24 protein-coding genes are annotated in these 25,663 nt (G+C 61.2%); 10 read left to right on the top strand and 14 right to left on the bottom strand.

Annotation, left to right across the window (positions count from 1 at the left end; genetic code table 11):
- Positions 1-132 precede the first annotated feature (132 nt).
- Positions 133-504 (bottom strand): helix-turn-helix domain-containing protein, encoded by a 372-nt coding sequence (locus AB8A50_RS12900; RefSeq protein ID WP_089265251.1) that lies wholly within the window; start codon positions 502-504, stop codon positions 133-135.
- Between the two features lie 620 nt (positions 505-1,124).
- The gene (locus AB8A50_RS12895) at positions 1,125-2,381 is read right to left on the bottom strand and encodes a serine hydrolase domain-containing protein (RefSeq protein WP_439077881.1); all 1,257 of its coding nucleotides are present in this window, start codon (positions 2,379-2,381) and stop codon (positions 1,125-1,127) included.
- A gap of 152 nt (positions 2,382-2,533) precedes the next feature.
- Here AB8A50_RS12895 and AB8A50_RS12890 point away from each other — a divergent pair, with 152 nt between their 5' ends.
- Positions 2,534-3,445: an intradiol ring-cleavage dioxygenase gene (locus AB8A50_RS12890; RefSeq protein WP_439077880.1), complete on the top strand. Its 912-nt coding sequence runs from the start codon at positions 2,534-2,536 to the stop codon at positions 3,443-3,445.
- 28 nt (positions 3,446-3,473) lie between these two features.
- Here the strand turns inward: AB8A50_RS12890 and AB8A50_RS12885 are convergent, their stop codons facing one another.
- Positions 3,474-3,989 carry a hypothetical protein gene (locus tag AB8A50_RS12885; protein WP_439077879.1) on the bottom strand — a complete coding sequence of 172 codons (516 nt, stop codon included), beginning with the start codon at positions 3,987-3,989 and terminating at the stop codon, positions 3,474-3,476.
- Positions 3,990-4,406: 417 nt separating this feature from the next.
- Here AB8A50_RS12885 and AB8A50_RS12880 point away from each other — a divergent pair, with 417 nt between their 5' ends.
- The 7 genes from AB8A50_RS12880 to AB8A50_RS12850 all read left to right on the top strand — a co-directional run bounded on the left by AB8A50_RS12880 (position 4,407) and on the right by AB8A50_RS12850 (position 12,436).
- Positions 4,407-5,723: a CmpA/NrtA family ABC transporter substrate-binding protein gene (locus tag AB8A50_RS12880; RefSeq protein WP_089265247.1), complete on the top strand. Its 1,317-nt coding sequence runs from the start codon at positions 4,407-4,409 to the stop codon at positions 5,721-5,723.
- Between the two features lie 51 nt (positions 5,724-5,774).
- A complete protein-coding gene (ntrB, locus tag AB8A50_RS12875) occupies positions 5,775-6,668 on the top strand; it encodes a nitrate ABC transporter permease (protein ID WP_439077878.1) in 894 nt (297 codons plus the stop codon).
- A gap of 27 nt (positions 6,669-6,695) precedes the next feature.
- Positions 6,696-7,490: an ABC transporter ATP-binding protein gene (locus AB8A50_RS12870; RefSeq protein ID WP_439077877.1), complete on the top strand. Its 795-nt coding sequence runs from the start codon at positions 6,696-6,698 to the stop codon at positions 7,488-7,490.
- A gap of 74 nt (positions 7,491-7,564) precedes the next feature.
- On the top strand, positions 7,565-7,990 hold the full coding sequence (locus AB8A50_RS12865; RefSeq protein ID WP_093756667.1) for a globin family protein: 426 nt from the start codon (positions 7,565-7,567) through the stop codon (positions 7,988-7,990).
- A gap of 85 nt (positions 7,991-8,075) precedes the next feature.
- The gene (locus AB8A50_RS12860; RefSeq protein WP_170849549.1) at positions 8,076-8,501 is read left to right on the top strand and encodes a globin family protein; all 426 of its coding nucleotides are present in this window, start codon (positions 8,076-8,078) and stop codon (positions 8,499-8,501) included.
- 9 nt (positions 8,502-8,510) lie between these two features.
- The gene (locus AB8A50_RS12855; protein WP_092146294.1) at positions 8,511-9,728 is read left to right on the top strand and encodes an NAD(P)/FAD-dependent oxidoreductase; all 1,218 of its coding nucleotides are present in this window, start codon (positions 8,511-8,513) and stop codon (positions 9,726-9,728) included.
- Positions 9,728-12,436, top strand: coding sequence for a molybdopterin-dependent oxidoreductase (locus AB8A50_RS12850; protein ID WP_439077876.1), 2,709 nt, complete (start codon positions 9,728-9,730; stop codon positions 12,434-12,436). The genes AB8A50_RS12855 and AB8A50_RS12850 overlap by 1 nt, the downstream gene beginning before the upstream one ends.
- Before the next feature lie 122 nt (positions 12,437-12,558).
- Here the strand turns inward: AB8A50_RS12850 and AB8A50_RS12845 are convergent, their stop codons facing one another.
- The 5 genes from AB8A50_RS12845 to AB8A50_RS12825 form a co-directional block, all read right to left on the bottom strand.
- Positions 12,559-13,371 carry a carbohydrate ABC transporter permease gene (locus AB8A50_RS12845; RefSeq protein ID WP_172980293.1) on the bottom strand — a complete coding sequence of 271 codons (813 nt, stop codon included), beginning with the start codon at positions 13,369-13,371 and terminating at the stop codon, positions 12,559-12,561.
- A 2-nt stretch (positions 13,372-13,373) separates the two neighbouring features.
- A complete protein-coding gene (locus AB8A50_RS12840; RefSeq protein WP_439077875.1) occupies positions 13,374-14,333 on the bottom strand; it encodes a carbohydrate ABC transporter permease in 960 nt (319 codons plus the stop codon).
- Positions 14,330-15,652, bottom strand: coding sequence for an ABC transporter substrate-binding protein (locus AB8A50_RS12835; protein ID WP_093756665.1), 1,323 nt, complete (start codon positions 15,650-15,652; stop codon positions 14,330-14,332). The genes AB8A50_RS12840 and AB8A50_RS12835 overlap by 4 nt, the downstream gene beginning before the upstream one ends.
- A 238-nt stretch (positions 15,653-15,890) precedes the next feature.
- Positions 15,891-16,316 (bottom strand): helix-turn-helix domain-containing protein, encoded by a 426-nt coding sequence (locus AB8A50_RS12830; RefSeq protein ID WP_439077874.1) that lies wholly within the window; start codon positions 16,314-16,316, stop codon positions 15,891-15,893.
- The gene (locus tag AB8A50_RS12825) at positions 16,304-16,465 is read right to left on the bottom strand and encodes a type II toxin-antitoxin system HigB family toxin (RefSeq protein ID WP_439079974.1); all 162 of its coding nucleotides are present in this window, start codon (positions 16,463-16,465) and stop codon (positions 16,304-16,306) included. Before AB8A50_RS12825 ends, AB8A50_RS12830 begins: the two co-directional genes overlap by 13 nt.
- On the opposite strand from AB8A50_RS12825, the gene AB8A50_RS12820 reads away from it, so the two are divergent.
- Positions 16,443-16,610 (top strand): hypothetical protein, encoded by a 168-nt coding sequence (locus tag AB8A50_RS12820; RefSeq protein ID WP_439080063.1) that lies wholly within the window; start codon positions 16,443-16,445, stop codon positions 16,608-16,610. The two genes, AB8A50_RS12825 and AB8A50_RS12820, sit on opposite strands and share 23 nt — an antisense overlap.
- Before the next feature lie 30 nt (positions 16,611-16,640).
- Here AB8A50_RS12820 and AB8A50_RS12815 read toward each other — a convergent pair whose 3' ends face one another.
- Genes AB8A50_RS12815 through AB8A50_RS12800 form a run of 4 tightly spaced genes read right to left on the bottom strand, consistent with a single transcriptional unit; the run spans position 16,641 to position 21,160 of the window.
- Positions 16,641-17,426, bottom strand: a complete 786-nt coding sequence (locus tag AB8A50_RS12815) for an IclR family transcriptional regulator (RefSeq protein WP_439077873.1) — start codon at positions 17,424-17,426, stop codon at positions 16,641-16,643.
- A 27-nt stretch (positions 17,427-17,453) separates the two neighbouring features.
- Positions 17,454-18,221: an SDR family NAD(P)-dependent oxidoreductase gene (locus AB8A50_RS12810; protein WP_439077872.1), complete on the bottom strand. Its 768-nt coding sequence runs from the start codon at positions 18,219-18,221 to the stop codon at positions 17,454-17,456.
- Positions 18,221-19,948, bottom strand: a complete 1,728-nt coding sequence (locus tag AB8A50_RS12805) for an FAD-dependent oxidoreductase (protein ID WP_439077871.1) — start codon at positions 19,946-19,948, stop codon at positions 18,221-18,223. Before AB8A50_RS12805 ends, AB8A50_RS12810 begins: the two co-directional genes overlap by 1 nt.
- 6 nt (positions 19,949-19,954) lie before the next feature.
- The gene (locus AB8A50_RS12800) at positions 19,955-21,160 is read right to left on the bottom strand and encodes an ABC transporter substrate-binding protein (protein WP_439077870.1); all 1,206 of its coding nucleotides are present in this window, start codon (positions 21,158-21,160) and stop codon (positions 19,955-19,957) included.
- Here AB8A50_RS12800 and AB8A50_RS12795 point away from each other — a divergent pair.
- Positions 21,154-21,321, top strand: coding sequence for a hypothetical protein (locus tag AB8A50_RS12795; RefSeq protein ID WP_439077869.1), 168 nt, complete (start codon positions 21,154-21,156; stop codon positions 21,319-21,321). The two genes, AB8A50_RS12800 and AB8A50_RS12795, sit on opposite strands and share 7 nt — an antisense overlap.
- 35 nt (positions 21,322-21,356) lie before the next feature.
- On the opposite strand, the gene AB8A50_RS12790 is transcribed toward AB8A50_RS12795, so the two are convergent.
- Positions 21,357-22,280 carry a response regulator gene (locus tag AB8A50_RS12790; RefSeq protein WP_089265236.1) on the bottom strand — a complete coding sequence of 308 codons (924 nt, stop codon included), beginning with the start codon at positions 22,278-22,280 and terminating at the stop codon, positions 21,357-21,359.
- Positions 22,270-25,644, bottom strand: a complete 3,375-nt coding sequence (locus AB8A50_RS12785) for a hybrid sensor histidine kinase/response regulator (protein ID WP_439077868.1) — start codon at positions 25,642-25,644, stop codon at positions 22,270-22,272. Before AB8A50_RS12785 ends, AB8A50_RS12790 begins: the two co-directional genes overlap by 11 nt.
- Positions 25,645-25,663 lie beyond the last annotated feature (19 nt).

Below are 25,663 nucleotides of genomic sequence, written 5' to 3'. Positions count from 1 at the left end.
AGCAACAACTGTGCCACCGCTAGGTGCAGATGCGTAAAATCTCGCCGCGGTTACGGCGAGTTCTTTTCGTGTCGAGGGGGGATTGAAATCGAGCCGATCAGCGGCCGGGTCGCTCCGGCGGCCATGCGACGATTACTTCTCTTCGTCGGCAATCGCTTCCATCAGGACGACCATCTGGCGCTGGACCGTCTGGCTCTTGATGCGGCTGTAGGCACGAAGCAAGCGGAGGCTGAAAGCGCTATCGAGGAACAGCAAGCTTTCCACTTCGCGGCTCTTGCCATCGCCATCGTAGAAGAAGGTGACCGGCACATCGAGCGCCGTCGCAATCTGCTGAAGACGCGCAGCGCCAACGCGATTGACACCCTTCTCGTACTTCTGAACCTGCTGGAAGCTGACGCCCAGCTTTTCGCCTAAATCCGCCTGCGAAATTTTCTGCTCAACACGACGCAGACGGATCCTCTTGCCCATCTCAATGTCGGGTTTGCCGGCGCTACGTTGCTTCATTCGTCACCATTCAGTTTGTTTGAATAAGGGAGTTTGGTTTTATTTTCTTGTTAGAGCTTCTTAGCCCGAGAGCCCTTAAAGCTAACTTTCAAAGGCATCTCTGTTATACACATCGTCATAACGATTGGGATGGCTGAAATCGTCGCGATACTCGAATTGATCGACACGTAATCGCGAGGGTCATCCAATCGTACAAAAAACCTTGCGGTATTCCGTTGCTACTTCGCAATGCTTGCAAAACTTCCAACGAACACCGGAACTCAATTTCTATCGATACGGGCCTTGCAGCGGAAGCGAAAGTACAAGTTGGTCATCATGCTATACACATGTGACTTGCCTGACGCACGCAGGATAACTGAGAGTCGTTCGCATTCGTAAGCTGCAAATCTCTGGCATGCAGCATTCCATGCGATTTCCAGCTGCAATTTCGCACTTTACGATCTCCTGTGTAGCACCGACGTAATATCACAATTCCGTGGGTGGTTGTTGCTACGTCCCATGCGCACCGGAAGTTTCATTCTAAATTCTCACTGAGAGAGAATTTCATTTGATTCGTGCTGAGCGCGACCGGTGCCTGGTGGTGCGCACCGACTGAGCAATATTGATCATACCGTTCGTTACTAAACATTGCTGTCGGTAATCGCGGAGTAGATCATGGTACGCAGCTCGCGCCGGATCGGATAGGCGCTCGATGGCAACAGCTGCGTCATAAAGATTGCGATCAGCTGTTCGGCCGGATCTATCCAGAACACCGTGCTCGCCGCGCCACCCCATCCATACTCACCGGCGCTGCCGGGGATCATGGTCTTGACCGGATTCATCATCACCGAAAATCCAAGTCCGAAGCCGACGCCGGCATAGCTCGTTTCGCTGAACATCGACGTCGACATGTCGGCGACGTAGGCCCCGCCGGGCAGATGATTGTTGGTCATCAGCGCGATCGTCTTCGGAGCGAGCAGGCGCACGTCGCCGAGCGCACCGCCATTGAGCAGGGCGCGACAGAAGGTGAGATAGTCCGCGGCGGTGGAGCATAGGCCGCCGCCGCCGGAAATCATCTTAGGAGGCGACAGGAATGAACTCGTCGCGGGATCGTCCTGAAGAACAAAGCCGCCCTTGCCGTCGGCGGCGTAGCAGGCCGCGAGACGATGCGCCTTGTCGGGCGGCACAAAGAAGCCGGTATCCGTCATGCCGAGCGGATCGAAGATACGTTCCTGCAGGAATTGTTCGAATGGCTGTCCACTGATCTTCTCGACGAGATAGCCGATCACGTCGGTCGAGACCGAATAATTCCATGCATCCCCCGGGGAGAATTCCAGGGGGACCTTCGCGAGATCCGAAATCATCGATGTCATCGTGCCGGATTTTTCGATCTCGCCGATCTTGAGTGCACGATAGGCGGCGTCGACATTGGTGCGCTGCTGGAAGCCGTAAGTGAGTCCCGACGTGTGACGCAGCAGGTCGATGATCTGCATGGGACGGGCCGGTCGCTTCGTCACGAACGGCGCCGTTACGCCGGCCTGAAACACGCCGATATTTTCCCATTCCGGAATATATTTGTGCACGAGTTCATCGAGCGTGACGCGCCCTTCCTCCACCAGCATCATGAAGGCGACCGACGTGATCGGCTTGGTCATCGAATAGATGCGGAAAATCGTATCGTCCTTGACGGCGATCTTTCGCTCGAGATCGGCAAAGCCCTGCGTCGCGCTGTGCACGATCTCGCCGCGGCGATAGACGAGCAGCCGTGTGCCGGGAAAGCGGCCCGCATCGATATAGCGCTGTTTGAGATGCGCTTCGACGCGGGCCAGTGCCATGGTCGACATGCCGACCTGTTCGGGTGACGCAGACGAAGGGCTCAGGCTTTGGGACGACGGCATTGCAACATCACTCCGATGTGTGGACGCGGCTCGTTTCTATGGATGAAAATCAGCGGTTGTCCATATGGGTTTGTAGCGCGGCGAGCTTACGTGAAGCTCTGTTTGGTGTATCGTTAAAGATGCAATCGCGTCGTGTTGCTCAGGATGGAATTATGACCCAATTCAATGACACTGAACTCACTGCGGCCGTCATCCAGAGTTTCGACAAGACGTCCGATCCGCGCACGAAATTCCTGCTGCAAGAACTCGTGACGTCATTGCACGACTATGTCCGCAAGACCGATCTCACCTTCGGTGAATGGGAAGTGGCGATCGACTTCCTGACCCGCACGGGCCAGAAATGCACGCCGATCCGGCAGGAGTTCATCTTGCTCTCTGACGTGCTGGGCGTCTCGATGCTGGTCGATGCCGTCAACCACAGGGAGCGTGAGGGGGCCACACAGACGACGGTGCTCGGACCGTTCTATGTCGGCGAGCATCCCGTCATGGCGCATGGCGCTGATATCTCTCCGGGCCTCACGGGTGAGCGCATGTTCGTGCAGAGCCGCGTCACCGATCTCGATGGCAAGCCGCTGGCCGGCGTGCCGGTCGATATCTGGCATGCCGATGATGACGGTTTCTACGACTCGCAGAAGGCCAGCTATGCCACGCAGGGCCCGTCGTCGCGCGCGCGCTTCATCACCGACAGCGATGGCCGGCTGTTTTTCCGAACCATTCTGCCCTGCAGCTATCCGATCCCGACCGACGGTCCGGCCGGAGATCTTGTGCTAAAAACTGGACGCCATCCGATGCGTCCGGCGCATGTGCATTTCCTGGTCGCCGCGCCCGGTTATGAACCGCTGATTACCCACGTCTTCATCGAGGGTGACGAATATCTCGACTCCGATGTCGTGTTCGGCGTGAAGGACGATCTGATCGCCACCGTCGAGAACCGTAGCGATGCCTTTATGCCTGATGGTCAGCCTGCCACGGGGCCGTGGCATCTGATGACCTATAATTTCCGGATGAAGCCGGGCGAGGGCACGGTGCCGCAGCCGATGATGCCGGAAAAGGCCGAGGCGTAAGCGATCCCAGCAGTCTTGCGATCTGCGGTCAGGTCGCGCTCCAGTCGCGTTGCGAGAGTTCCTGCAGCGACTCAAGGAAGAACTGATCGAACAGAAACGGTGCGTCGCCGTGTGCGGCCGATGGCGCGATGAGGGTGACCATGCCTAACAGCGCGCGGCCGAGTTCGCCGATGCGCTCGGCAAAGGCCTCGAGCCCGCTGCGATCAGAACTCTCGACGACTGCGTGGAGTGCGCCTTTGGTTTGTGCGATCTGTAGATCGACATCGTCGACGGCGCGATCGAGAGCATCGATATCGACATCCACCGTGACAGCGTTGTCTTTGGCGGGAATCAGCGCGTCTTCAAGGACGCTCTTTCGGAACATATGAAGTTGCCGCGAGACATCCTCGAAATGACCGAACGCTGCCGCTGCATTCGCTTCGAGATCGCTTTTGCCCTGAGACAGGATCGCCGCCGCGGAGACCACGGTCGCCGCCTTCAGGGTGCTGATTACCTTCCGCAGCGACAAGAGGGCAGGTTCGGTGATCACCGGAATGGTCGGCATGAAGCGGTCCGTTCGCTAGAAATTGGACCCGGTTGATAGCACCGATCCGCGGACCGGCACGCCGACGAAGTCGGCAAAATAGCACCTCACAATTCATTGCCTATTCCGCGTGCGTCGCACAATAAATGAGCGTCCCGCAAATTTTCGATGCGCGTGGTTCTCTGCGCTGGTCTTGTTGCCTTTAGGTAAGTGACTGCAATTTATCGAAATTTCCATCAGGCAGCGGTTGGCACGAACTTTGAATAGTTCTTAGCGACGCCATTGTAGCCGTCACAATCAATCACCAGCCAGCATTGCCATCATGGGGCTTCCCCCAGACGCGCCGCTATGTCCGTACGCCTTCGACCCAAGGTGCGCTGTGACGAGGGGCCAATGACGGTGCAGGCGATCCGAGGCGCGAAAGGACGACAGCAGCACATGACGAAGTCAGAGACCAACAAGCCGGGCCGCAAGATCAGCCGCCGTCAGCTTCTGAAAGCCGGCGCGGGAACCGCTGCCTTGCTCGCGGCCGCCCGACTGAACTTCCCCGGCGGCGCTTTCGCGCAGGATGCCGGGCCCGAAGTGAAAGGCGCCAAGCTCGGCTTCATCGCACTAAGCGATGCCGGTCCGCTGTTCGTTGCCAAGGACAAGGGTCTGTTCGCCAAATACGGCATGCCCGATGTGGAAGTGTCGAAGCAGGCCTCCTGGGGCACGCTGCGCGACAACATGGTGCTCGGCTCCGAAGGCAACGGCATCGATGGCGCGCATATCCTGACGCCGATGCCGTATCTGATCTCGTCGGGCAAGGTCACCCAGAACAATCAGCCGACGCCGATGTACATCCTTGCGCGTCTCAATCTCGATGCGCAGTGCATTTCGGTCGGCAATGAATATGCCGATCTGAAGGTCGGCCTCGATGTCGCGCCGCTGAAGGCCGCGTTCGAGAAGAAGAAGGCTGCGGGCAAGTCGGTGAAGGTGGCCATGACCTTCCCGGGCGGTACCCATGACCTGTGGATCCGCTACTGGCTCGCCGCCGGTGGCATCGATCCCGACAAGGATGTCGAGACCATTACCGTGCCGCCGCCGCAGATGGTGGCGAATATGAAGGTCGGTACCATGGACGCGTTCTGCGTCGGTGAGCCGTGGCCCGGCCAGCTGGTGCACCAGAAGATCGGCTACACCGCGGTGAACACCGGCGAGATCTGGAACAAGCATCCGGAGAAGTCGCTCGGCATGCGCGCGGCCTGGGTCGACAAGAACCCGAAGGCGGCGAAGGCCATCACCATGGCCATCATGGAAGCCCAGCAGTGGGCCGACAAGATGGAGAACAAGGAAGAGCTCGCCACCATCATGGGCAAGCGGCAGTGGATCAACTGCCCGGTCGAGGACATCCTCGATCGCGCCCGCGGCAAGTTCGACTACGGCACCGGCAAGGTGGTCGAAAACTCGCCGCACATCATGAAGTACTGGAAGGACTTCGCGTCCTATCCGTTCCAGAGCCACGATCTCTGGTTCATGACCGAAGACATCCGCTGGGGCAAATACGAGCCCGGCTTCGACTCGAAGGCGCTGATCGCCAAGGTCAACCGCGAGGATATCTGGCGTGACGCGGCGAAGACCATGGGCGTCGCTGCCGCCGAAATCCCGACTTCGACCTCGCGCGGCAAGGAGACCTTCTTCGACGGCAAGGTCTTCGATCCCGAAAATCCGGCAGCCTACCTCAAGTCGCTCGCCATCAAGCGCGTCGAAGCCTGAGACACACGTTTGGGACCGATGCGGACTAGCTGAAATGACGGAGACAGTGCGATGAACATGCAAGCTATCAAGACGGAGCCGGCAACGGCACTGGCGAAGCCGCCGGTGGCGAGCGTCGCACTGTCTCCCAAGCAGCCGGTAAGTTTTGACAGATACGCCAAGATGGCGAAAGAGACAGCGGCGCGGGTGATCCCGCCGCTGATCGTCGTTCTCCTGCTCGGCGTGATGTGGGAGCTCTTGTGCCGGCGCGCTGGCTCAACGCTCCCGCCGCCCTCTAAGGTCTACAAGGACACCAAGGAACTGATCTTCGATCCGTTCTTCGACAATGGCGGTTTGGACAAGGGGCTGTTCTGGCATATCTCGGCGAGTCTCCTGCGCGTGGCTTACGGCTACTCGCTCGCTGCCGTGGTCGGCATCGGCCTCGGCACACTGGTTGGCCAGTCGGTCTGGGCGATGCGTGGCCTCGATCCGATCTTCCAGGTATTGCGTACCATTCCGCCGCTGGCCTGGCTGCCGCTGGCGCTCGCGGCCTTCCGGGACGGTCAGCCGTCGGCGATCTTCGTGATCTTCATCACCTCGATCTGGCCGATCATTATCAATACGGCTGTCGGTATCCGGAATATTCCGCAGGACTATCGCAACGTCGCCGCCGTGGTGCAGCTCAATCCGGTGGAATTTTTCTGGAAGGTCATGCTGCCGGCGGCTGCGCCCTATATTTTCACCGGTCTGCGCATTGGTATCGGCCTGTCATGGCTCGCCATCATCGCGGCTGAAATGCTGATCGGTGGCGTCGGCATCGGGTTCTTCATCTGGGACGCCTGGAATTCCTCGCATATGAGCGAGATCATCCTGGCACTGTTCTATGTCGGCATCGTCGGCTTCGTCCTCGACCGCCTGATCGCCGCCCTCGGCAAGCTCGTCACCCACGGCACTTCAGTCAGCTAACATTTGGGTCAGCTAAGGAGAGATATCATGAAGGCATATCTGAAGCTCGACCACGTCGACAAGGTGTTCACCCGGGGCAAGGTCTCGTCCGAAGTATTGAAGGACATCAACCTCAGCCTCGGCAAGGGTGAGTATATCTCGATCATCGGCCATTCCGGTTGCGGCAAGTCGACGATGCTCAACATCATCGCCGGCCTGACGCGTGCAACGATGGGCGGCGTGATCCTTGAGGATCGCGAAGTCAATTCGCCCGGCCCCGATCGCGCCGTCGTGTTCCAGAACCACAGCCTGCTGCCGTGGCTGACGGTTTATCAGAACGTCCGTCTTGGCGTGGACAAGGTGTTTGCCAAGACAAAGTCCCGCGCCGAGCGCGACGAATGGACGATGCACAATCTCAATCTCGTGCAGATGACGCATGCCAAGGACAAGCGCCCCTCGGAAATCTCCGGCGGCATGAAGCAGCGCGTTGGTATCGCCCGCGCGCTGGCGATGGAGCCGAAGGTGCTGCTGCTTGACGAGCCGTTCGGCGCATTGGACGCGCTGACCCGCGCGCACCTGCAGGACTCGGTGATGGCGCTGCATCAGAAACTCGGCAACACCATCGTCATGATCACCCATGACGTGGACGAGGCCGTGCTGCTGTCGGACCGCATCGTGATGATGACCAACGGACCATCGGCAACCATCGGCGAAGTCCTCGATGTGCCGCTGGAGCGTCCGCGCAAGCGCCTCGAGCTGGCGAGTAACCCGGTCTATCTCGACTGCCGCAAGCGCGTGCTCGAATTCCTGTATGAGCGCCACAAGTTCGTCGAAGCCGCGTAAGCATCTTGTTACCTCTTGACTTCCGAGGATAAACCGAATGAATGCGGCTCAGACTTTCCGGATAGCTGCAAATCATGAGTCGTTCGATAGGCCTGACGCGCGAAGAAATCATGCGCGTGCAATCGTCATTCGATCAGATGTGGCCGAACTCCTCGGTCATGGTGGATCTGTTTTATGCGCGGCTGTTCGAGACATTGCCGGAAACGCGCCCGCTGTTTCGCGGCGACATGGCGCAGCTCAAGCACAAGTTCATCGCAACGCTTGCGGTGATCGTCGGCAGTCTCGACAATATCACCGGCCTGCTGTCAGTGATCGGCAAGCTCGCGAAAGACCATGTGCATTATGGCGTGGAGGCCGGGCACTACGAGCCCGTCGGCGAGGCACTGTTCTGGAGTCTGGAGCAGGGGCTTGGCGAGCGCTGGACGCCCGAGGTCGAAGCCTCGTGGCACAAGGTCTACAATTTCCTGGCGGCGCGCATGATTTCTGCGGCCTATCACTAGAACCACATCGCATTTTATCGCGCGCTGAACATTTGCTCACGCGGCGCGACACACAAGCTCACCTTCCACTGCAAGGAGAGTTAGCATGAATGCGTCCGACGTCGCTCTGGTTCAGGAGAGTTTCAAGAAAGTCGCGCCGATTTCCGATGTGGCTGCGGAATTGTTCTACGGCCGTCTCTTCGAGGTTGCCCCGCAAGTGAAGCCGATGTTTCGCGGCGACATGAAGGAGCAGGGTCGCAAATTGATGGCAACGCTTGGTGTCGTCGTCACCGGCCTGACGCGACTCGAAACCGTGCTGCCTGCAGCGAGCGCGCTCGCCAAGCAGCACGTGGCCTATGGCGTGAAGGCCGAACACTATCCGATCGTCGGCGGTGCGCTGCTGTGGACCCTGGAGAAGGGCCTCGGCGACGCCTGGACGCCCGAACTCGCCGCAGCCTGGACCGCAGCCTATGGCACGCTGTCCGGCTACATGATTTCTGAAGCCTACGGCACAGCGCAGGCGGCCGAGTAAGGATATGACGTGAGCGAGCCGCTGGTCATCATTGGTAACGGAATGGCAGCGGCTCGGCTCGTGGACGAGCTGGCGAAATGCGCGCTCGGTCGATACGCCATCGCCGTCATCGGAGACGAACCGCGGCTCGCCTACAATCGCGTATTGCTGTCGTCGGTATTGGCGGGTGAGGCGACATCCCAGGAGATCGAGCTGAAGCCTGCTGCCTGGTGGCGCGACCGCGGCGTCACGCTGAAATACGGCGCAACGGCGACGGCCATCGATATGGCCGCGCGCGAGGTCACGACATCGACCGGCAAGCGTGTGCCGTTCTCAAAGCTGGTCATCGCCACCGGTTCATCCGCACTGCGGCTGCCGGTGCCCGGTGGTGATCTCAAGGGCGTGCATGTGTTCCGCGACAGCCGCGATGTGGACCTGCTGCTCGCACTTGCCGCGCAGAAGAAGCGTGTCGTCGTGGTCGGTGGCGGCCTGCTGGGTCTCGAAGCTGCCTATGGTCTCGCCAAGGCGGGCGCTGACGTCACACTGATCCATCTGATGGACCGGCTGATGGAACGCCAGCTCGATGCACCTGCAGCGAACCTCCTGAAAACGCTGGTCGAGCGCAAGGGCGTCAGGATTTTGCTCAATGCCAATACGGCGCGTATTCATGGCAGCGATTGTGTCGAGAGCGTCGAACTCGCCGATGGCCGCGCGCTTGATGCCGATGCGGTGATCTTTGCGGCCGGTATCCGGCCCAACACATCGCTTGCCAGGGATGCGGAAATCCCGATCAATCGCGGCATTGTCGTCAACGACCAGATGGCAACCGGCACCGACGACGTCTTCGCACTCGGCGAATGCGCAGAGCATCGCGGCACCTGCTATGGCCTCGTCGAGCCTGCCTACGAACAGGCCAGGGTGTTGGCGCGCCATCTCGCGGGCAAGGATGCTGCCTATACGGGCAGCGTGCTCTCTACCAATCTCAAGGTCTCCGGCGTCAGCGTTTTCTCCGCTGGAGATTTCATGGCGGGCGAAGGCAGCGAGACGCTGCTGCTCAATGATGTCCGCCGCGGCACCTACAAGAAGCTGGTGATTTCTGACGGTGCGCTCACTGGCGCCGTGCTGGTCGGCGATACGCAGGATGCGCTGTGGTATCTTGAGCTGATCCGCAGCGGCGCTGATATTTCCGATATCCGCGCCGAGATGATGTTCGGCCGCGCACTCGCTGTTCGCGCGGAGGCGGCGTGATGAACGCGGTTGATCCGCATTTGCACGCCACGCGCACCACATGCCCTTACTGCGGTGTCGGTTGCGGCGTGCTGGCGACGCCGGACGGCAACGGCGGCGCAGCGATTGCGGGCGATCCCGCGCATCCCGCCAATCTCGGCCGACTCTGCTCGAAGGGATCGGCACTCGGCGAAACGCTGAGCCTCGACGAGCGTCTGCTGCATCCGATGATGCGGGGCGACGACGGCGAGATGGTGCAGGTCGCCTGGAGCGATGCGCTGGATCATGTCGCCGAGGGATTTCAGAAGGTCGTCGCCGAACATGGCCCGAGTGCCGTGGCATTTTATCTCTCCGGCCAATTGCTGACCGAGGATTACTACGTCGCCAACAAGCTGATGAAGGGCTTTCTCGGCAGCGCCAATGTCGATACCAATTCGCGGCTCTGCATGGCGTCATCAGTCGCTGGCCACAAGCGTGCGTTTGGCGCCGATACGGTGCCGGGGTGCTACGAGGATCTCGACCAGGCAGATCTGCTGGTGCTGGTCGGCTCCAATGCCGCGTGGTGCCATCCGGTGCTGTATCAGCGCATGCTGGCCAACAAGCAGACGCGGGGCGCACGGATCGTCGTGATCGATCCACGCCGCACCGACACGGTCGGCGATGACGATCTGTTTCTCGGCCTGAAGCCCGGCACTGATACTGCGTTGTTCAGCGGGCTGTTCGCCTATCTCGCCGATAATGGGGCGCTCGATCGCAGCTATATCGATGAGCATACGTCAGGCTTTGACGACGCGCTGGCGCGGGCTAGAACCATCGCCGGCAGCGTGGCGGCGACAGCAAAGGCGACCGGACTCGACGAGATCGATGTCGCGACCTTCTTCCAGATGTTCAAGGCGACGCCGCGTGTGGTCACGCTGTATTCGCAGGGCGTGAATCAGTCGGCGCAGGGCACCGACAAGGTCAATGCGATCCTCAACTGCCATCTGGCCACCGGCCGCATCGGTAAGACCGGCGCGTCGCCGTTCTCGCTGACCGGCCAGCCGAATGCCATGGGCGGCCGCGAGGTCGGCGGCCTCGCCAACCAGCTCGCAGCCCATATGGGCTTCACGCCTGTCGATATCGACCGTGTGCGCCGGTTCTGGAAGGCACCGCATATCGCCACCCATGAAGGCCTCAAGGCTGTGCAGATGTTCGAAGCCATCGGCCGTGGCGAGATCAAGGCGTTGTGGGTGATGGGCACCAATCCCGCGGTGTCGCTCCCGGACGCCGATGCCGTGCGCGCGGCGCTGAGCAAGCTCGATCTGTTCGTGGTGTCGGAGAATGTGCGATCCAACGATACCGTCAACGCGGGAGCCCATGTGTTGCTGCCCGCGCTGGCTTGGGGCGAGAAGTCCGGCACGGTGACGAATTCCGAACGCCGCGTGTCGCGGCAGCGCTCGTTCCTGCGCGCCCCTGGCGAGGCGCGACCGGACTGGTGGGCGCTGAGTGAAGTCGCCAAGCGCCTGGGTTATGGCGCGTCATTTGCCTACACATCGGCCGCCGAGATTTTTCGCGAGCACGCGGCGCTTTCGGCCTTCGAGAACAATGGCAACCGCGATTTCGATATCGGCGGATTGATGAAGGTCTCGGATGAGGCCTTCGACACCATGGCCCCGGTGCAATGGCCGGTGCGTCAGGGGACCACGAAGCCGCAGGCGCGTTTCTTTGCCGATGGCCAATTCTACGCCAATGACCGGCGTGCGCGTTTCATCGCGCCGGAGGCGCCGGAGCTGCGCACGCAGGTGTCGATCGAGCGCCCGCTACGTTTGAACACTGGCCGCGTTCGCGATCAGTGGCACACGATGACGCGCACGGGCCTCAGCCCGCGGCTCGGCCAGCATATTCCGGAGCCCTTCGTCGAGATCCATCCCGACGATGCTGCGCAGTTCGCCGTTGTCGATGGCGGCCATGCGCGGCTGACCACCGATTATGGCGAATGCGTGCTGAAAGTCCTTGTCAGCGAACGCCAGCAGCGCGGCATGCTGTTCGCGCCAATCCACTGGAACGACGAGACCGCGGGTTTCGCGCGTGTCGGCGGACTTGTGGCGCCGATCACCGACCCATTCTCCGGTCAGCCCGAGAACAAGGCGACGCCGGTGGCGATCGCACCTGCGGTGTTTGCGCAGCGTGGCTTCGTGCTGTCGCGTAGTCCGCTGGAGATGCCGTTCGGCGTGCAATGGGCGCGCGTCGCGGTCACGGGCGGCGTCGGTTATCTGCTCTCGGACAATACCGATGTCGAGACCTGGCAGAACTGGCTGAAGCCGTTGCTGGTCGATGATGTCGCTGAATACGAAGACGCGGGCCAAGGTGTGTATCGTGCGGTGTCGTTCAAGGATGACGGGATCGAGACCTGTCTGTTCATCGGCCCGACGGAGGGGGCGCTCTCCTGGGATGCCGTGAAGGAATTGTTCGCCGCCGAGACCGTCAGCGACGACCAGCGCCGTACGCTGCTCTCTGGAAAGTCCGCAGATGGTGCTGCGAGTGCAGGGCCCATCGTCTGCGCCTGCTTCGGCGTCGGCCGCAACACCATTTGCGACGCAATTGCAGCAGGGGCTGGAACCGCGGCGGAAATCGGCACTAGGCTCAAGGCCGGCACCAATTGCGGCTCGTGCATTCCGGAGCTCAAGCGCCTGATTGCCGCTAGGGAAACGGCGCCGGATGAGCAGAGGAAGGTTGCGGCTGCGAATTGAGCGTGGGCCTTTCAGCCGTCATTGTGAGGAGCGAAGCGACGCGGCAATCCAGAGGGCCGCAAGCGAAGACTGGATTGCTTCGTCGCAAGGGCTCCTCGCAATGACGTGGAGGGGCCCTTGCGTCACTTCACCGCGCCCGCGGTCAGTCCGGCAACAATCTGCCTTTGTGCAAACATCGTCAGCAGCAGCACCGGCAGCGTCACGATCAGGGCGGCAGCCGCCAGCGGCCCCCAGCTCAACTGATCGAATGAGATCATGTTGTAGACCGCGACCGGCAGTGTCCGCGTTTCCCGTCCCGCCAGCACGATGCCGAACACGAAATTGTTCCAGGAGAAGATCACCGAGAGGATGAAGGCAACGGCGATGCCTGAGCGTGCGATCGGCAGCGCGACGTGGCGGAACACCTGCCAGCGGGTGGCGCCGTCGATGATGGCGGATTCCTCGAGCTCCATCGGTGTCGTCTCGAAATAGCCGATCATGATCCAGATCACGATCGGTACCGTCACCACGAGATGGATGATGATCTGCGGCCACAGCGTGCCGAGCAGTCCAAGCCACTGGAACAGCAGGAATAGCGGGATCAGATAGGACAGGCCGGGCGTGATGCGCGCGATCAGGATCACGATGGCGGATTTGCGCGCGCGCATGCGCGCGATGCCGTAACCGGCAGGCACGCCGATGATGAGAGCAAACAAGGTCGCCGAGCCGGTGACGATCAGCGTGTTGAAGAAATAGGTCATGAATCGCTTGGATTCGATGACGGCAGCGTAATTGCCCCAATTGATGCGGTCGGGGATGAAGACCGGCGGATAGGAGGCGTTGTCGATCTCGAATTTCAGCGATAGCGACAGCATCCAGAGGAAGAACAGCACCGCCGGTGAAACGATGACGATGAAGGCGAAAGTCAGGCCGAGTTTGTTGAGAAAGTCCCGCATGATCAGGCGCTGCCTCCGGCTTCGTTCCAGTGGGTGCGCTGACGCAGATGCAAGAGCGCGCCGGCGAGCGCGACGATGAGCGCGAAGAACACCACCACGATCGCGGAGGCGTAGCCGACGTCGTAATAGACGAAGGCGACGCTGTAGAGATACAGGTTGATGGTTTCCGAGGCGCTGCCGGGGCCGCCTTGCGTAATGGCGAAGATGATGTCGAAGCTCTTCACGGCGTCGATCATGCGGATCATCGCCGCAATGAACAGGAACGGCATGATCATCGGCAGCGAGATGTAGCGGAAGGTCTGCCACGGGGTCGCGCCGTCGATCTGCGCGCTTTCATAGGGCTCGGTCGGAATAGCGCTGAGGCCGCCGAGCACGATCAGCATGACCAGCGGCGTCCATTGCCACGTCTCCACCAGCACCAGCGACGGGATCGCGGTGGCGGGATGGAACACCCAGAGCGATGGCGGCAGGCCGAACAGCGACAGCAGATAGTTCAGCACGCCGAGCTGCGGGTGGAACATCATCGTCCACACCAGGGCGATGGCGACCGGTGTCGCCATCATCGGGAGGATGAAGAGCCCGCGGAAGAAGCCGCGCAGCGGAAACTTGTTGTTGAAGATCACTGCCGCCAATGTGCCGAGGATCAGCGGCAGCGCGACTGACAGCGCCGTGTAGACCAGGGTATGCCCCACGGATTCCACAAAACGCGCATCGCTTGGCAGCCTGAGATAATTGGCGAAGCCGACGAAGGTCGGCGCTTGGCCGACCTTCCATTCGTGCAGGCTCATCCAGATCGTATAGACCCACGGGAAGATGATGACCGCCATGACGACGATCATCGCTGGAATCACGAACGGCCAATAGGAAATTGGCCGCCACTCGTTCTTTTTCGCAGTCGCCGTTTCGGCCGCGACCGCTGCGGTCGTTTTGGCGACTGCCTTTCCCGCTGTCAGTTCGCTCACGATTTTTCGCTGCGCTCCAGGATCGGCCGGAACTGTTCGTGGGCCTTCTTCAGCTCGGTAGCCGGATCGGCTCCTGCCAGCGTGGCGGTGACGGCGGCGCCGACCAGGTCGCGGAATTCGGCGACAGGCACGATGACCGGGAGGCCGAGCTTGCTGATCTTGGCCGAGGCGATCACCGAATCCAGCCATTCCTGATTCTTCACGCCCTTGCGCACCGTCTCGTCATTGAGGATCGAGTTGCGGAACGGCACGCCGCCGCCGCTCTGCAACAGCCGGGCGCCCATGGTCTTCGACACCGCCCATTGGCAATAGAGATAGGCGGCTTCCTTCTTGGTGCTGGTCTTGGCGATGCCGATGCCGTCGCCATAGGCGGCGGAGAATTGCCCCTTCGGTCCGGCGGGCACGACGGTGTAGCCAATCTTGCCGACCACGCGCGACGCATTGGGATCCTCGATGGGCGGCGCCCAGCCGACACCGTCGATCCACATGGCCGCGCGGCCTTGCGTCAGCGAGGCCATCGACTCCATCCAGTTGAAGCCGGCGACGCCGGGAGGCGCCGTCTTGGTGAGGAGGCGCTGATACATCTTGGTCGCTTCGATCGCCTCGGGCCCATCGGTCAGGATATTGCCCTTGGCGTCAAGGAATTCGCCGCCATAGTTGAGGAAGAAATTGGTCCACAGCGTCATGTTGGCGTTGCGGAGGCCACGCCCGGTGAAGCCGTAGATGCCGTTGGCGGGATCGTTGAGTTTCTCGGCGGCGGCTGCCATCTCATCCATGGTCTTCGGAACCGCGACGCCCTTCTTCGCGAACATTTCCTTGTTGTAGTACAGGATGAAATAGTCGACCGACCACGGCAGCGAGTGCATCTCGCCCTTGTCGTTCTGGGCGAATTGCAGGCCGCCGGCGGAGAAGTCATCGACGCGCAAATCCGGCGCGGTCAGGTTCGGATCCTTCATGAATCCGGTGAGATCGGCGAGCCAGCCGGCCTTTTCGAACTGGCGTTTCTGGACGTGGTAGCTGACATGCACGACGTCGAAGCTAGGCTTGCCGGAGGTGAGCTCGATCACGGCCTTCTGGCGCTGCTGCTGCTCCGGGATCACCTCGGATTCGACCTTGATGCCGGTCAGTTCCGTGAATTCGGAGGCGTATTTCTGCAGCAGTTCGCCGCGCGGACCCTTGATCAGATTGGCTTCAATCGTGGTGCCTGCGTACTTCTTCCAGGCGGGATCGGCGAAAGCTGGAATGCCGGTGAGGCCAAGCGCGCTGGTGGCGAGCGCCCCCTGCACAAAGGCACGACGTGTCGGGCCGTAAAGAGCCATGTGTCATCCTCCCTCGATCCGCCTTGACCGGCGGTGATTTTATGGTCGCTCCCCGTGGACCGGAGATGCGCCTAAGGGATCGTAACACGATGGACTGGGGCGACAAGGCCACGCGCCGGGTTGTCAGACAACTTTGCACCCGTTGTCCTCGCCGGCTTGACCTGCGTTCCCGGTCGGCACCGACGCGCTTGCTCAAGGCAGGGTGGTGACGGCGAGGCCGGACGTGATACCTCAGTCGTTAGACGAATGCCTGCGGTCCAACGCCAAAACGCTCGGATAGGAGCCTGATCTGACGCACATTCAGGTCACGTTTTCCATTGAGGACTTCTGACACAACGCCTTGGCTTCCAACCTCGGGCAAGTCGCCCTGGCTGAGGCCGTGCTGATCCATCAGAAAACGCAACATGTCGGCTGGCGATATTGTTTTGGGCGAAGAATGCGCGTCTTCATAATCGGTAATCAGTTCGCCGAGGAGGCTAACGAGTGCCGACAGCGGATTGCCCTCATCGGCGCCGCCTGCATCGAGGAGTGCATTCATCGCAGCCGTCGCTGTCTTGTAGGCACGCTTTGATCTGATCGTTTGAAGCGGAATGCGCGCTGAAATGGCGCTCAGATGCTCGGCGAGATCATCGACGTCTGCACGGGTCAGCGTCATGGTTTCCATGCGTCGTACTCCTTGTGTGTGAACACGTGCCTGACATACAGGCGTTGTTTATCGAAATGGATGGCGGCAACGATCCGGAATTTATTGCCCCCGATATCGAAAACGTAATACGGGCCGACACGATCGATGGCGTTGAAAGTCGCCTTCATCTCAGCGAAATTCTTGAATAAGCGCGATTCCACGATCTTGCGCCACGCCTGCAGCGGTATCGATGCCGCGGAATGCGTGGCGGAAAAGCTCACCAATGCGCTGTTTGAGATAACCCGCATGCATTTCTTCAATATCTCAAATTGAGATATTCTGCAAGACCGTCTGCTGCGCTGCTCAGTCCTTGACGTCGCGGCCCAGCCGACGCGAGATCGCATTGGTGCAATCGAGCAGGGCGCTGGCGATTGGGCTGTTCCAGTTGACGTCGAATGTACCCACCGCGCCCATGGCGGTCACGGCGAGAACCACCGCGCCGCTGTGGTCGAACACCGGCGCGGAGAATGCATTGACGCCGCGCAAGGGTTCGCCGACGGCGCGGGCCAGCCCGCGCGTGCGGATGTCGGCGAGGATCTTGTCGATGGCCGGGCCTTTTATCGTGCGATTCGGATCGTAGCCGATCGAGAGCCGATCGAGATTCTCGGTGAGCGCGGCATTGATGGTTGCAGGTGGCATGAATGCAGCGAATATCCGCCCTGTCGCAGTTTCGAGCAATGATACCGTGGAGCCCACGCGCATGGCGATGTGCACGGGATGGCTCGGTTCTTCCAGCCGTACCACCGTCGGTCCGTGGGTACCCCAGATCGCCAGCGAGACGGCATGGTCGATGGTGCTGGCAAGCGCGGTGATTGCCGGCGTTGCGACGCGAACTGCCGACAGCCGCCGCAGCGTCACGATGCCGAGTTCGAGGGCGAGTGCACCGAATTCATAACGGCCGGTGGACGGGTCCTGTTCGATCAGGCCGATGCGGGAGAAACTGGCGAGATAGGGATGCGCCTTGGCCGGCGACATTCCGGCCTCGCGGGCCAGATCCCGCAGCATCATCGGTTCCCCATTGCGCACCAGCGCTTGCAGCAATTCACCCCCGACCTCGATCGACTGAATACCGCGACTCTCTTTAGCCATGCTTGCCCCAAACCAGTGCCGCAGACACTACACGGCCAGGAAGCCTCCATCCACTGGCAAGGTTGTGCCGGTGACATAGGACGCCATGGGAGAAGCGAGGAAGACCACGGGGCCAATCAGCTCATCGGGTTGGCCGACGCGGCCTAGCGGCGTGCGGCCGAGGAAGCCCGCCAATCGTGCGGGATCGTTGCGTGTCGCTTCGGTCATGGCCGTCTCGATCACGCCGGGCGCAATGGCGTTGACGCGCACGCCGTCTTTGGCTACTTCGCGCGCCAGCGCCTGCGTAAGAAGCTTCACGCCGCCCTTGGACGGCGAATAGCCGAGCGTATCGGCGACCCCGACGAAAGAGGCGATGGAGCCAAGATTGATCACGCTGCCGCGTCGCGCGCGCAATGCCGGTAGAAACGTGTGGGTGACATTGAATACGCCATTGAGATTGACGTCGAGCACGCGCCGCCAGTTCTCCACCGCGCGTTCGGAATCGATACCTTCGCGAATGATGATGCCGGCATTGTTGACGAGGATCGAGATGTTGCCCGCACTCGCTTTGAGAGTCTGTGCGAGCTGTCGGCAGGCATCGACATCCGTGACATCGAGATGATGATGCCACGATCGCCGCCCTGTGGCCGCAATATCGTTCGCGGTGCGCGCAACACCGTCGCGGTCGATGTCGGTGACAACGACATCGGCGCCATGTGCAGCCAGACCCAGCGCAATCGCACGACCGTTGCCAGCGGCAGCGCCGGTGACAAGCGCCAATTGATCCTTCAGCAGATCGGGTGCGAAGCTAGCCATCATGCCGCCTTTACCGGTGTGCCGGCGAGGTGGCGGCCAGCGATATAGCCGAAGGTGAGCGCGGGGCCGAGGGTGATACCCGCGCCGGGATAATTGCCGCCCATGATGCTCGCCATGTCGTTGCCGGCCGCATAGAGGCCGTTGATGACCTGACCGCCGGCATCGAGTGCGCGTGCCTGCGCATCGGTTCTGATGCCGGCATAAGTGCCGAGATCGCCGATCACCATCTTGATGGCATAGAACGGCCCCTGCTCGATTGGCGCGACGCAGGGGTTCGGCCCATGATTGGCGTCGCCCTGATAGCGATTATAGGCGCGTGAGCCCTTGCCATAAGTGGGATCGCGGCCTTCGGCGGCGGCGGTGTTGAATTGCGCGACAGTGGTGACAAAGCCGCTGGCGTCGATGCCGGCCTTGCTGGCAAGCTCTTCGAGCGTGTTACCCTTGATGAGATAGCCCGAATTCAGATACTGGCCGATCGGCATCGGGAAGGGCGGTACGGCGCCGAGCCCGTATTGGCGCAAGGCGCGGTGATCGCAAACGAGCCAGGCCGCGATTTCCTCGCCGGGCTTCGCTGCCTTCATCATCTGCTGGACGAAGGCGTGATAGGAGTTGCCTTCATTGGCGAAGCGGGCGCCGTCGCGCATCACGGCGATCACGCCTGGTTTGGCGCGGTCGATGAAGTGCGGCATCACACCCTTGCTGCCGTCCTTGCGATGGGTGACCGAGACCGGCACCCAGGCAGCGGCATTCGGCAATGAATCCTCGACACGGCCGCCCACGGACTCGGCAAGACGAAGACCGTCGCCGGTATTGCCGGTCGGGCCGGGCGAGTAGTGCTCTCGGCCGGTCGGCGCATGCGGAAACATCGCCTTGCGCCTTTCGATGTCGTGCGGGAAGCCGCCGCATGCGAGCACCACGCCGCGGCGTGCGAAGATGCGGATGCGCTTGCCGTTGCGCTCGATGATCGCGCCGCGGACCGCGCCGTTCTCGATGATCAGTTCACGCACCGGGGACGATAGCCAGAGCGGGATCTTGAGGTCGAAGGCGGATTTGGCGAGCCGGCCGGCGAGTGCGTTGCCGTTGGTCAGTGTCATGCCGCGGCCATAGCGCAGCACGTTCATGAAGTGCTTCGACAGCCGCTTGGCCACATAGACCGCCGAGGTCAGCGACTTGGTCGCGCGCATGAAATGGATGATGTCCTTGCCGGAGCCAAGCATGATGCCAAACACCGTCAGTTCGGGCAGGGGTGCGCCGATATCTTTGATATGTTCGCCGAGCTCACGGCCGTCGAACGGCCGCGCTACCATGGAACGGCCGCCCTGCTTGCCGCCGGGCGCCTCCGCATCGTAGTCGGGAAAAGTCAGCGGCATATCGAAGCGCACCGCCGTCTTGCTTGTGAAGAAATCAATCGCTTCGGGCCCTGCGGCGAGAAACGCATCGACGCGTGCGGCGTCGTAACTGTTGCCGGCCTCGTGGCGCAGATAGGTGCGCGCCTCGCCAGGGCCTTCATTGATGCCCCAGGCGCGCGCCAGCGATGTGCCGGGAATCCAGAGCCAGCCTCCGGAGCGCGCGGTCGTGCCACCGAACCGCGGCTCCTTTTCGACGATCAGTACATCGAGCCCGCTATGTTTGGCGGTAATCGCCGCCGACATGCCGGAGCAGCCGGAGCCGGCGACGAGTACGTCGCATTCATAGAGCTCAATATTCGCTTTGGGATCAGCAGCCATGAGACCTTACTTCTTCAGTAATGGGCATTTCGATTCAGAGATGGGCCGGAACGCGTCATCGCCCTTCACGGTCTTGACGATGTCGAGATAGTCCCAAGGTTCTTTGGATTCCGATGGCTTCTTGACGCGGGCCAGATACATGTCGCGGATGACGCGGCCGTCCTCGCGCAGCTTGCCGCCATGCACGAAGGTGTCCTCGATGGGCAGTTCGCGCATCTTGGCCATCACCTTGGCCGGATCGTCGGTGCCGACAGCCTTGATGGCCTGGAGATAGTGCAGCACCGAGCCATAAACTCCGGTCTGGATCATGGTCGGCATCACCTTGGTACGTGCGAAGAACTTCTTCGACCAGGCGCGCGTCTTGTCGTCCATGTTCCAGTACGATGCTGTCGTGAGATAGGTGCCTTGGGCAGCCTCGAGTCCGATTGCGTGAACGTCGGTGTCGAACATCAGCAGGCCGACCAGTTTCTGGCCGCCCTTCACGAGGCCGAATTCACCGGATTGCTTGATCGAATTGTCAGTGTCCTGGCCGGCATTGGCGAAGGCTACCACTTCGGCCTTCGAGTTCTGCGCCTGCAGCGCAAAGGATGAGAAGTCGGCGGTGTTGGTCGGATGACGAACGCCGCCCAGCACGGTGCCGCCGCTCGCCTTGATGAAGCGCGTCGCGTCCTGTTCAAGCTGATTGCCGAAGGCGTAGTCGGCCGTGATGAAGAACCATGACTTTCCACCGCCGGCGACCACAGCAGAGGCCGTCACCTTCGCAAGCGCGTAGGTGTCGTAGGTGAAGTGGACCGTGTTGGGGCTGCACAGTTCATCCGTGAGCGTGCTTGCGCCGGGGCCGGACAGCAGTGCGATCTTGTTGCGGTCCTTCGCCAGATTATGAACCGCGATGGCGATAGCGGAGTTCGGGATATCGACAACGGCATCGACCTTGCCGGCGTCGAACCAGTTGCGCGCGATCTGGATGCCGACGTCAGACTTCATCTGATGATCGGCGCTGATGATCTCGATCGGTTTGCCGAGCACTGTCGGGCCGAATTCCTCGAGCGCCATCTTCGCGGCTTCAACCGATCCAGGGCCGCTGTTGTCGCGCCCCCAGCTTGATAGATCGGTGAGAACACCGATGCGAACGACGTCGTCGGAGACCTGAGCGGAGGCGGTGGATGTCCAAAGCGTGAGCGCGGCTGCGCGCACCAGGAACTGGCGTGTCATCTGTTTCTCTCCCCAATGCGGCCTCGTGTCGGGCCAGTCATTCTCTGTTTTTCAACAAATTAGATATTGGCGAAAAGGTTTGTCAATGGCGAATATGTGAATACGCCCGCATCGGCATGCGCGGCGATGCCGCTCGTGCAGCGCAGCATGAAATCAATTGAAGAGGGAGCCGAACTATCCGAATGACGGGTTGAAGCTATTGCCGTCTGTGGCTCGCATTCACCGCAATTGCCGCAGCCGCGGTACGGTTCTCGACGCCAAGTTTAGCGTAGATCTGCTCGAGATGCTTGTCGACGGTGCGCGGTGAGAGGCCGAGTATCTGCGCGATATCGCGGTTGCTCTTGCCCTTGCTGAGCCAGGACAGCACCTCGCCCTCGCGGCCGGTGAGGCCAAGCTCCTTGCTGAATTCGGCGGGAGCAGTCGGCGCGTTTTCCTTGGCCAACCGCAGCAGGAATTCGTCGGAGCCGACTTTCCCCATATATTGCAGACGCAGCAGCTCGTTGCTCGGAAAGCCCGATGACGGTGCCGGTTTGGCGCCCGGCCGCTGCATCTGCTCAAGCCACTGCATCATGACCGGTGGCAGCAGCAATTCATCATTGGGGGCGGCGATCAGGTGATCGCTGAGCAATTTCTGCGCCTGCGGTGTGGCCCAGAGGATATTGCCCTTGTTGCTCACGGCAAGGAGGAAGCGTCCGGAGACATCGAGCGCGGTGCGCGCACTCTGCGTCAGCCGCGCATTGGCGAGATGCACGCGGATCCGCGCCAGCATTTCCTCGATGATGATCGGCTTGGTGACGTAATCGACGCCGCCGGCCTCGAGTCCGCGCACGATGTGTTCGGTCTCGGACAGCCCGGTCATGAAAATCACGGGCACGTCGCCGAGGCCCGCGTCGCGCTTCAGCCGGCGACAGGTTTCGAAGCCGTCGATTCCCGGCATGACGGCATCCAGCAGGATGATGTCCGGCGTGATCTGCTCGACAATGCGCATGGCGGCGGCGCCATCCATGGCCACCATCACGGTCATGCCGGCGCCATCGAGCGCGTCGGTCAGTAGCCGCAATGTTTCCGGCGAGTCATCGACCACCAGTGCGACGTCGCGCTTTTTGGATTCAGTGGTCATAGGTGTACAGCGTCTTCAAGGTGGCCATGTATTGATCGAGGTCGAAGCGGTCGATCAGCGAACGCATTTGGGCGACGAAGTCGGCATGTTCGGGGTGTTCATTGCCGATCTCGTCGAGCTTCAACTGGATGGCGCGAATGTGCCCCATCTGCCCGAGGCTAATGAGTTCCTCTACATGATGCACGGGTGGCCGTGTGCCGCTATTCGGCGTCCATTGCGGCAGCGGTGCCACTTCGTCGCGTTCGTATTGCCATTCGATCTTCAGGAGTTGTCCGATCTGTTCGAGCAGGCGCGGCAGTTCGATCGGCTTCATCAGGTAGCCGTCATGGAATGGCTGGGCGAGCGGCGTGCCATGGGCTTCCAGCGCACTGGCCGAGACCATCAGGATACGCGCTTGATGGTGGCCCGACGACCGTAGCTTCTCCGCGACGGTCCAGCCGTCCATACCGGCCATGGAAATATCCAGCAGGAACAGGTCCGGGCGGCAATGCTGGGCGAGGCTGAGGCAGGCCTGGCCATCGGGCGCGCTCAGAAGAATGAAGCCCAGCGGCGTCAGCACCTGACGCAAGAGGTCGCGCTGCGTCGGATCGTCGTCGGTGACCAGAATGGTCTTGCGCGCGCCGTGATAGCCGTAGATCGGCGCGTCCACCGGCGCGATGCGCGTGGGGTTCGTTACTTCGGAGAGCAGCATCTTGACGCGGAAGGTGCTGCCGGTGCCAACCTCGCTGCTAACGCGGATGTCGCCGCCCATCACGCCGGCGAGCAGTTTGGAAATCGTGAGACCCAAACCTGTGCCCGTATGGGGCTGCGCAGCGCCAAGCGCGCCGCGTTCGAAGGGCGCGAAGATGCGTTCGAGATCGTCGGGACGAATGCCGGGTCCGGTATCGATGATCTCGAATTCGGCGACCGGGCTGCGATAATGGATCACGAACTGGACACTGCCGGCCTGCGTGAACTTGATGGCGTTGGAGAGCAGGTTGATCAGGATCTGCCGCAACCGCTTCTCATCGGCATAAACCACGGTCGGCAGGATGTTCGGCCGCCGGAACACGAAGTCGATGCCCTTGGCTGCGGCCTGCAGGCGGAACATGCCGACGAGCTGATCGAGGAAGTCGGTGAGGCGCACTTCGTCGCGCGACAGATACAGGCGCCCGGCCTCGATCTTGGAAATATCGAGAATGCCGTCGATCAGGCCGGAGAGATGATCGGCGCTGCGTTTCACCACGCGGACCTGATCGCGCGGGCGGGTCTGCAGGCTCTCATCCTGCTCCAGCAATTGTGCGTAGCCGCTGATCGCATTGAGCGGCGATCGCAGCTCGTGGCTGAGGCCGACCACATAGCGGCTCTTGGCGAGATTGGCGGATTCGGCGACTTCCTTGGCGCGCTGCAATTCGGCGTCGGTGCGCTTGTGCGCGTCGATTTCCTGCATCAGCAGGGTGGTCTGCCGCTTGGTCTCGGCTTCAGCCGCGCGGCGGCTTTGCTTGGCCAGCACGAATAGCCATGCCACCACGCCGATGATGATCGCCAGCGCGAAGAACACTTTCCACAGCACTTCCGAGACCTGCGCACTGTCTCCCGGCGATGCGGCGGAGGTCTGCAGATAGATCAGTCCCAGCGTCAGGCCGACAAGGCCGGCAGCGATCATGAACACGCCAAGATAATGGCCGAGCTGCGAATTGAGCCGGGCCAGGATCGGCTCGGGCAGCAATTTGCCGAACGTCGCCGACATCTGTGCGTCGATCCGCGCATGAGGCTTGCAGAGATCGTGGCAACGCGCATCGAGCGAGCAGCACAGTGAGCAGATCGGGCCGGCATAGGCCGGGCAATGCGCCATGTCCTCGGGCTCGAACGAATGTTCGCAGATACAGCACTGGATCGCTGCCATGTTCTGCCAGGCGCGCTTCGGCTTGCGGGCGATGTAATATTTTCCGCCAGTCGCGAAGGCGATGATGGGGGCGGTCACAAGCGCGGTAAGCAAGGCTACGAACGGCGACAGTGCCTTGGCTGTGGGGCCGAACAGGCCGTAGAAGGCGCTGACCGACATCACGGTGGCGGCCAGCATGGCGCCGACGCCGACCGGGTTGATGTCGTAGAGATGTGCGCGCTTGAACTCCATCTGCTGCGGACGCAGCCCGAGCGGCTTGTTGATGACCAGATCGGCGACCAGCGCGCCGACCCATGCAATCGCCACGTTCGAGTACAGCGCCAGCGTCTGCTCCAGCGCCTTGTAGACGCCGATTTCCATCAGCAGCAGCGCGACCAGCACATTGAACACCAGCCAGACGACGCGGCCGGGATGGCTATGGGTGAGGCGAGAGAAGAAGTTCGACCAGGCGATGGAGCCCGCATAGGCGTTGGTGACGTTGATCTTGAGCTGCGACAGGATCACGAAGGTTCCTGTCAAAGCCAGCGCCAGATCAGGCTGCGACAGCACATAGCGAAACGCTTCGAGATACATATGCGCGGGCTCGGCGGCGTGCTCGGCCGAAACGCCATGGGTCAGTGCGAAATAGGCGAGGAACGAACCGGCCAGCAGCTTGATCGCACCGACAATGATCCAGCCCGGGCCCGCGCACAGCAGCGCCACCCACCAGCTCGCACGCGAGCTGCGGCGGTCGCGCGGCAGGAAGCGCAGGAAGTCGACCTGTTCGCCGATCTGCGCGACCAGCGAAAATACGACCGAAGCGGCCGTGCCAAACAGCAGGAGATCGAGATGACCGGCGGCGCTGCCGTGGTCGCCCGGAAATTTGGTCCAGGCCACGAAGGAATCGCGGCTGGCATAGGCGATGGCTGCGAAAGGCAACAGGTTGAGCACCAGCCAGATTGGCTGGGTCCAGAGCTGAAAACGGCTGATTAGCGTGATGCCATGGGTCACCAGCGGGATGATGACCACGGCCGATATCAGGTAGCCGATGGGGCGCGGAATATCGAAACACATCTCCAGCGCCGAGGCGAGAATGACCGCCTCGATGGCGAAGAAGATGAAGGTGAAAGACGCATAAATTAGCGAGGTGACAGTCGAGCCGATATAGCCGAAACCGGCACCGCGGGTGAGGAGATCGATATCAATGCCGCATTTTGCGGCATAATACGCGATCGGCAATCCGCAGCAGAAGATGATGACGCTGACCACCAGGATCGCTGCCGTGGCGTTGGTCATGCCGTAATTGATGGTGATGGTGCCGCCGATGGCCTCGAGGGCGAGAAACGAAATGGCGCCTAATGCCGTGTTGGCGACCCGCGCGGCGGACCAGCGCCTGGCGCTCTTCGCCGTAAAGCGGAGTGCGTAATCCTCCAGGGTCTGGTTGGCGACCCATTGATTGTACTGGCGTCTCACGCGGTCGATACGCTGCCGCCCTGCCACTACTCCGCTCCTGACCCTG

The sequence above is a fragment of the Tardiphaga sp. 841_E9_N1_2 genome (genome assembly GCF_051811065.1).
Classification (GTDB): domain Bacteria; phylum Pseudomonadota; class Alphaproteobacteria; order Rhizobiales; family Xanthobacteraceae; genus Tardiphaga; species Tardiphaga robiniae.
The sequence above is the reverse complement of the archived record's forward strand: the minus strand, read 5'-3'. Positions and strand labels throughout refer to the sequence as shown.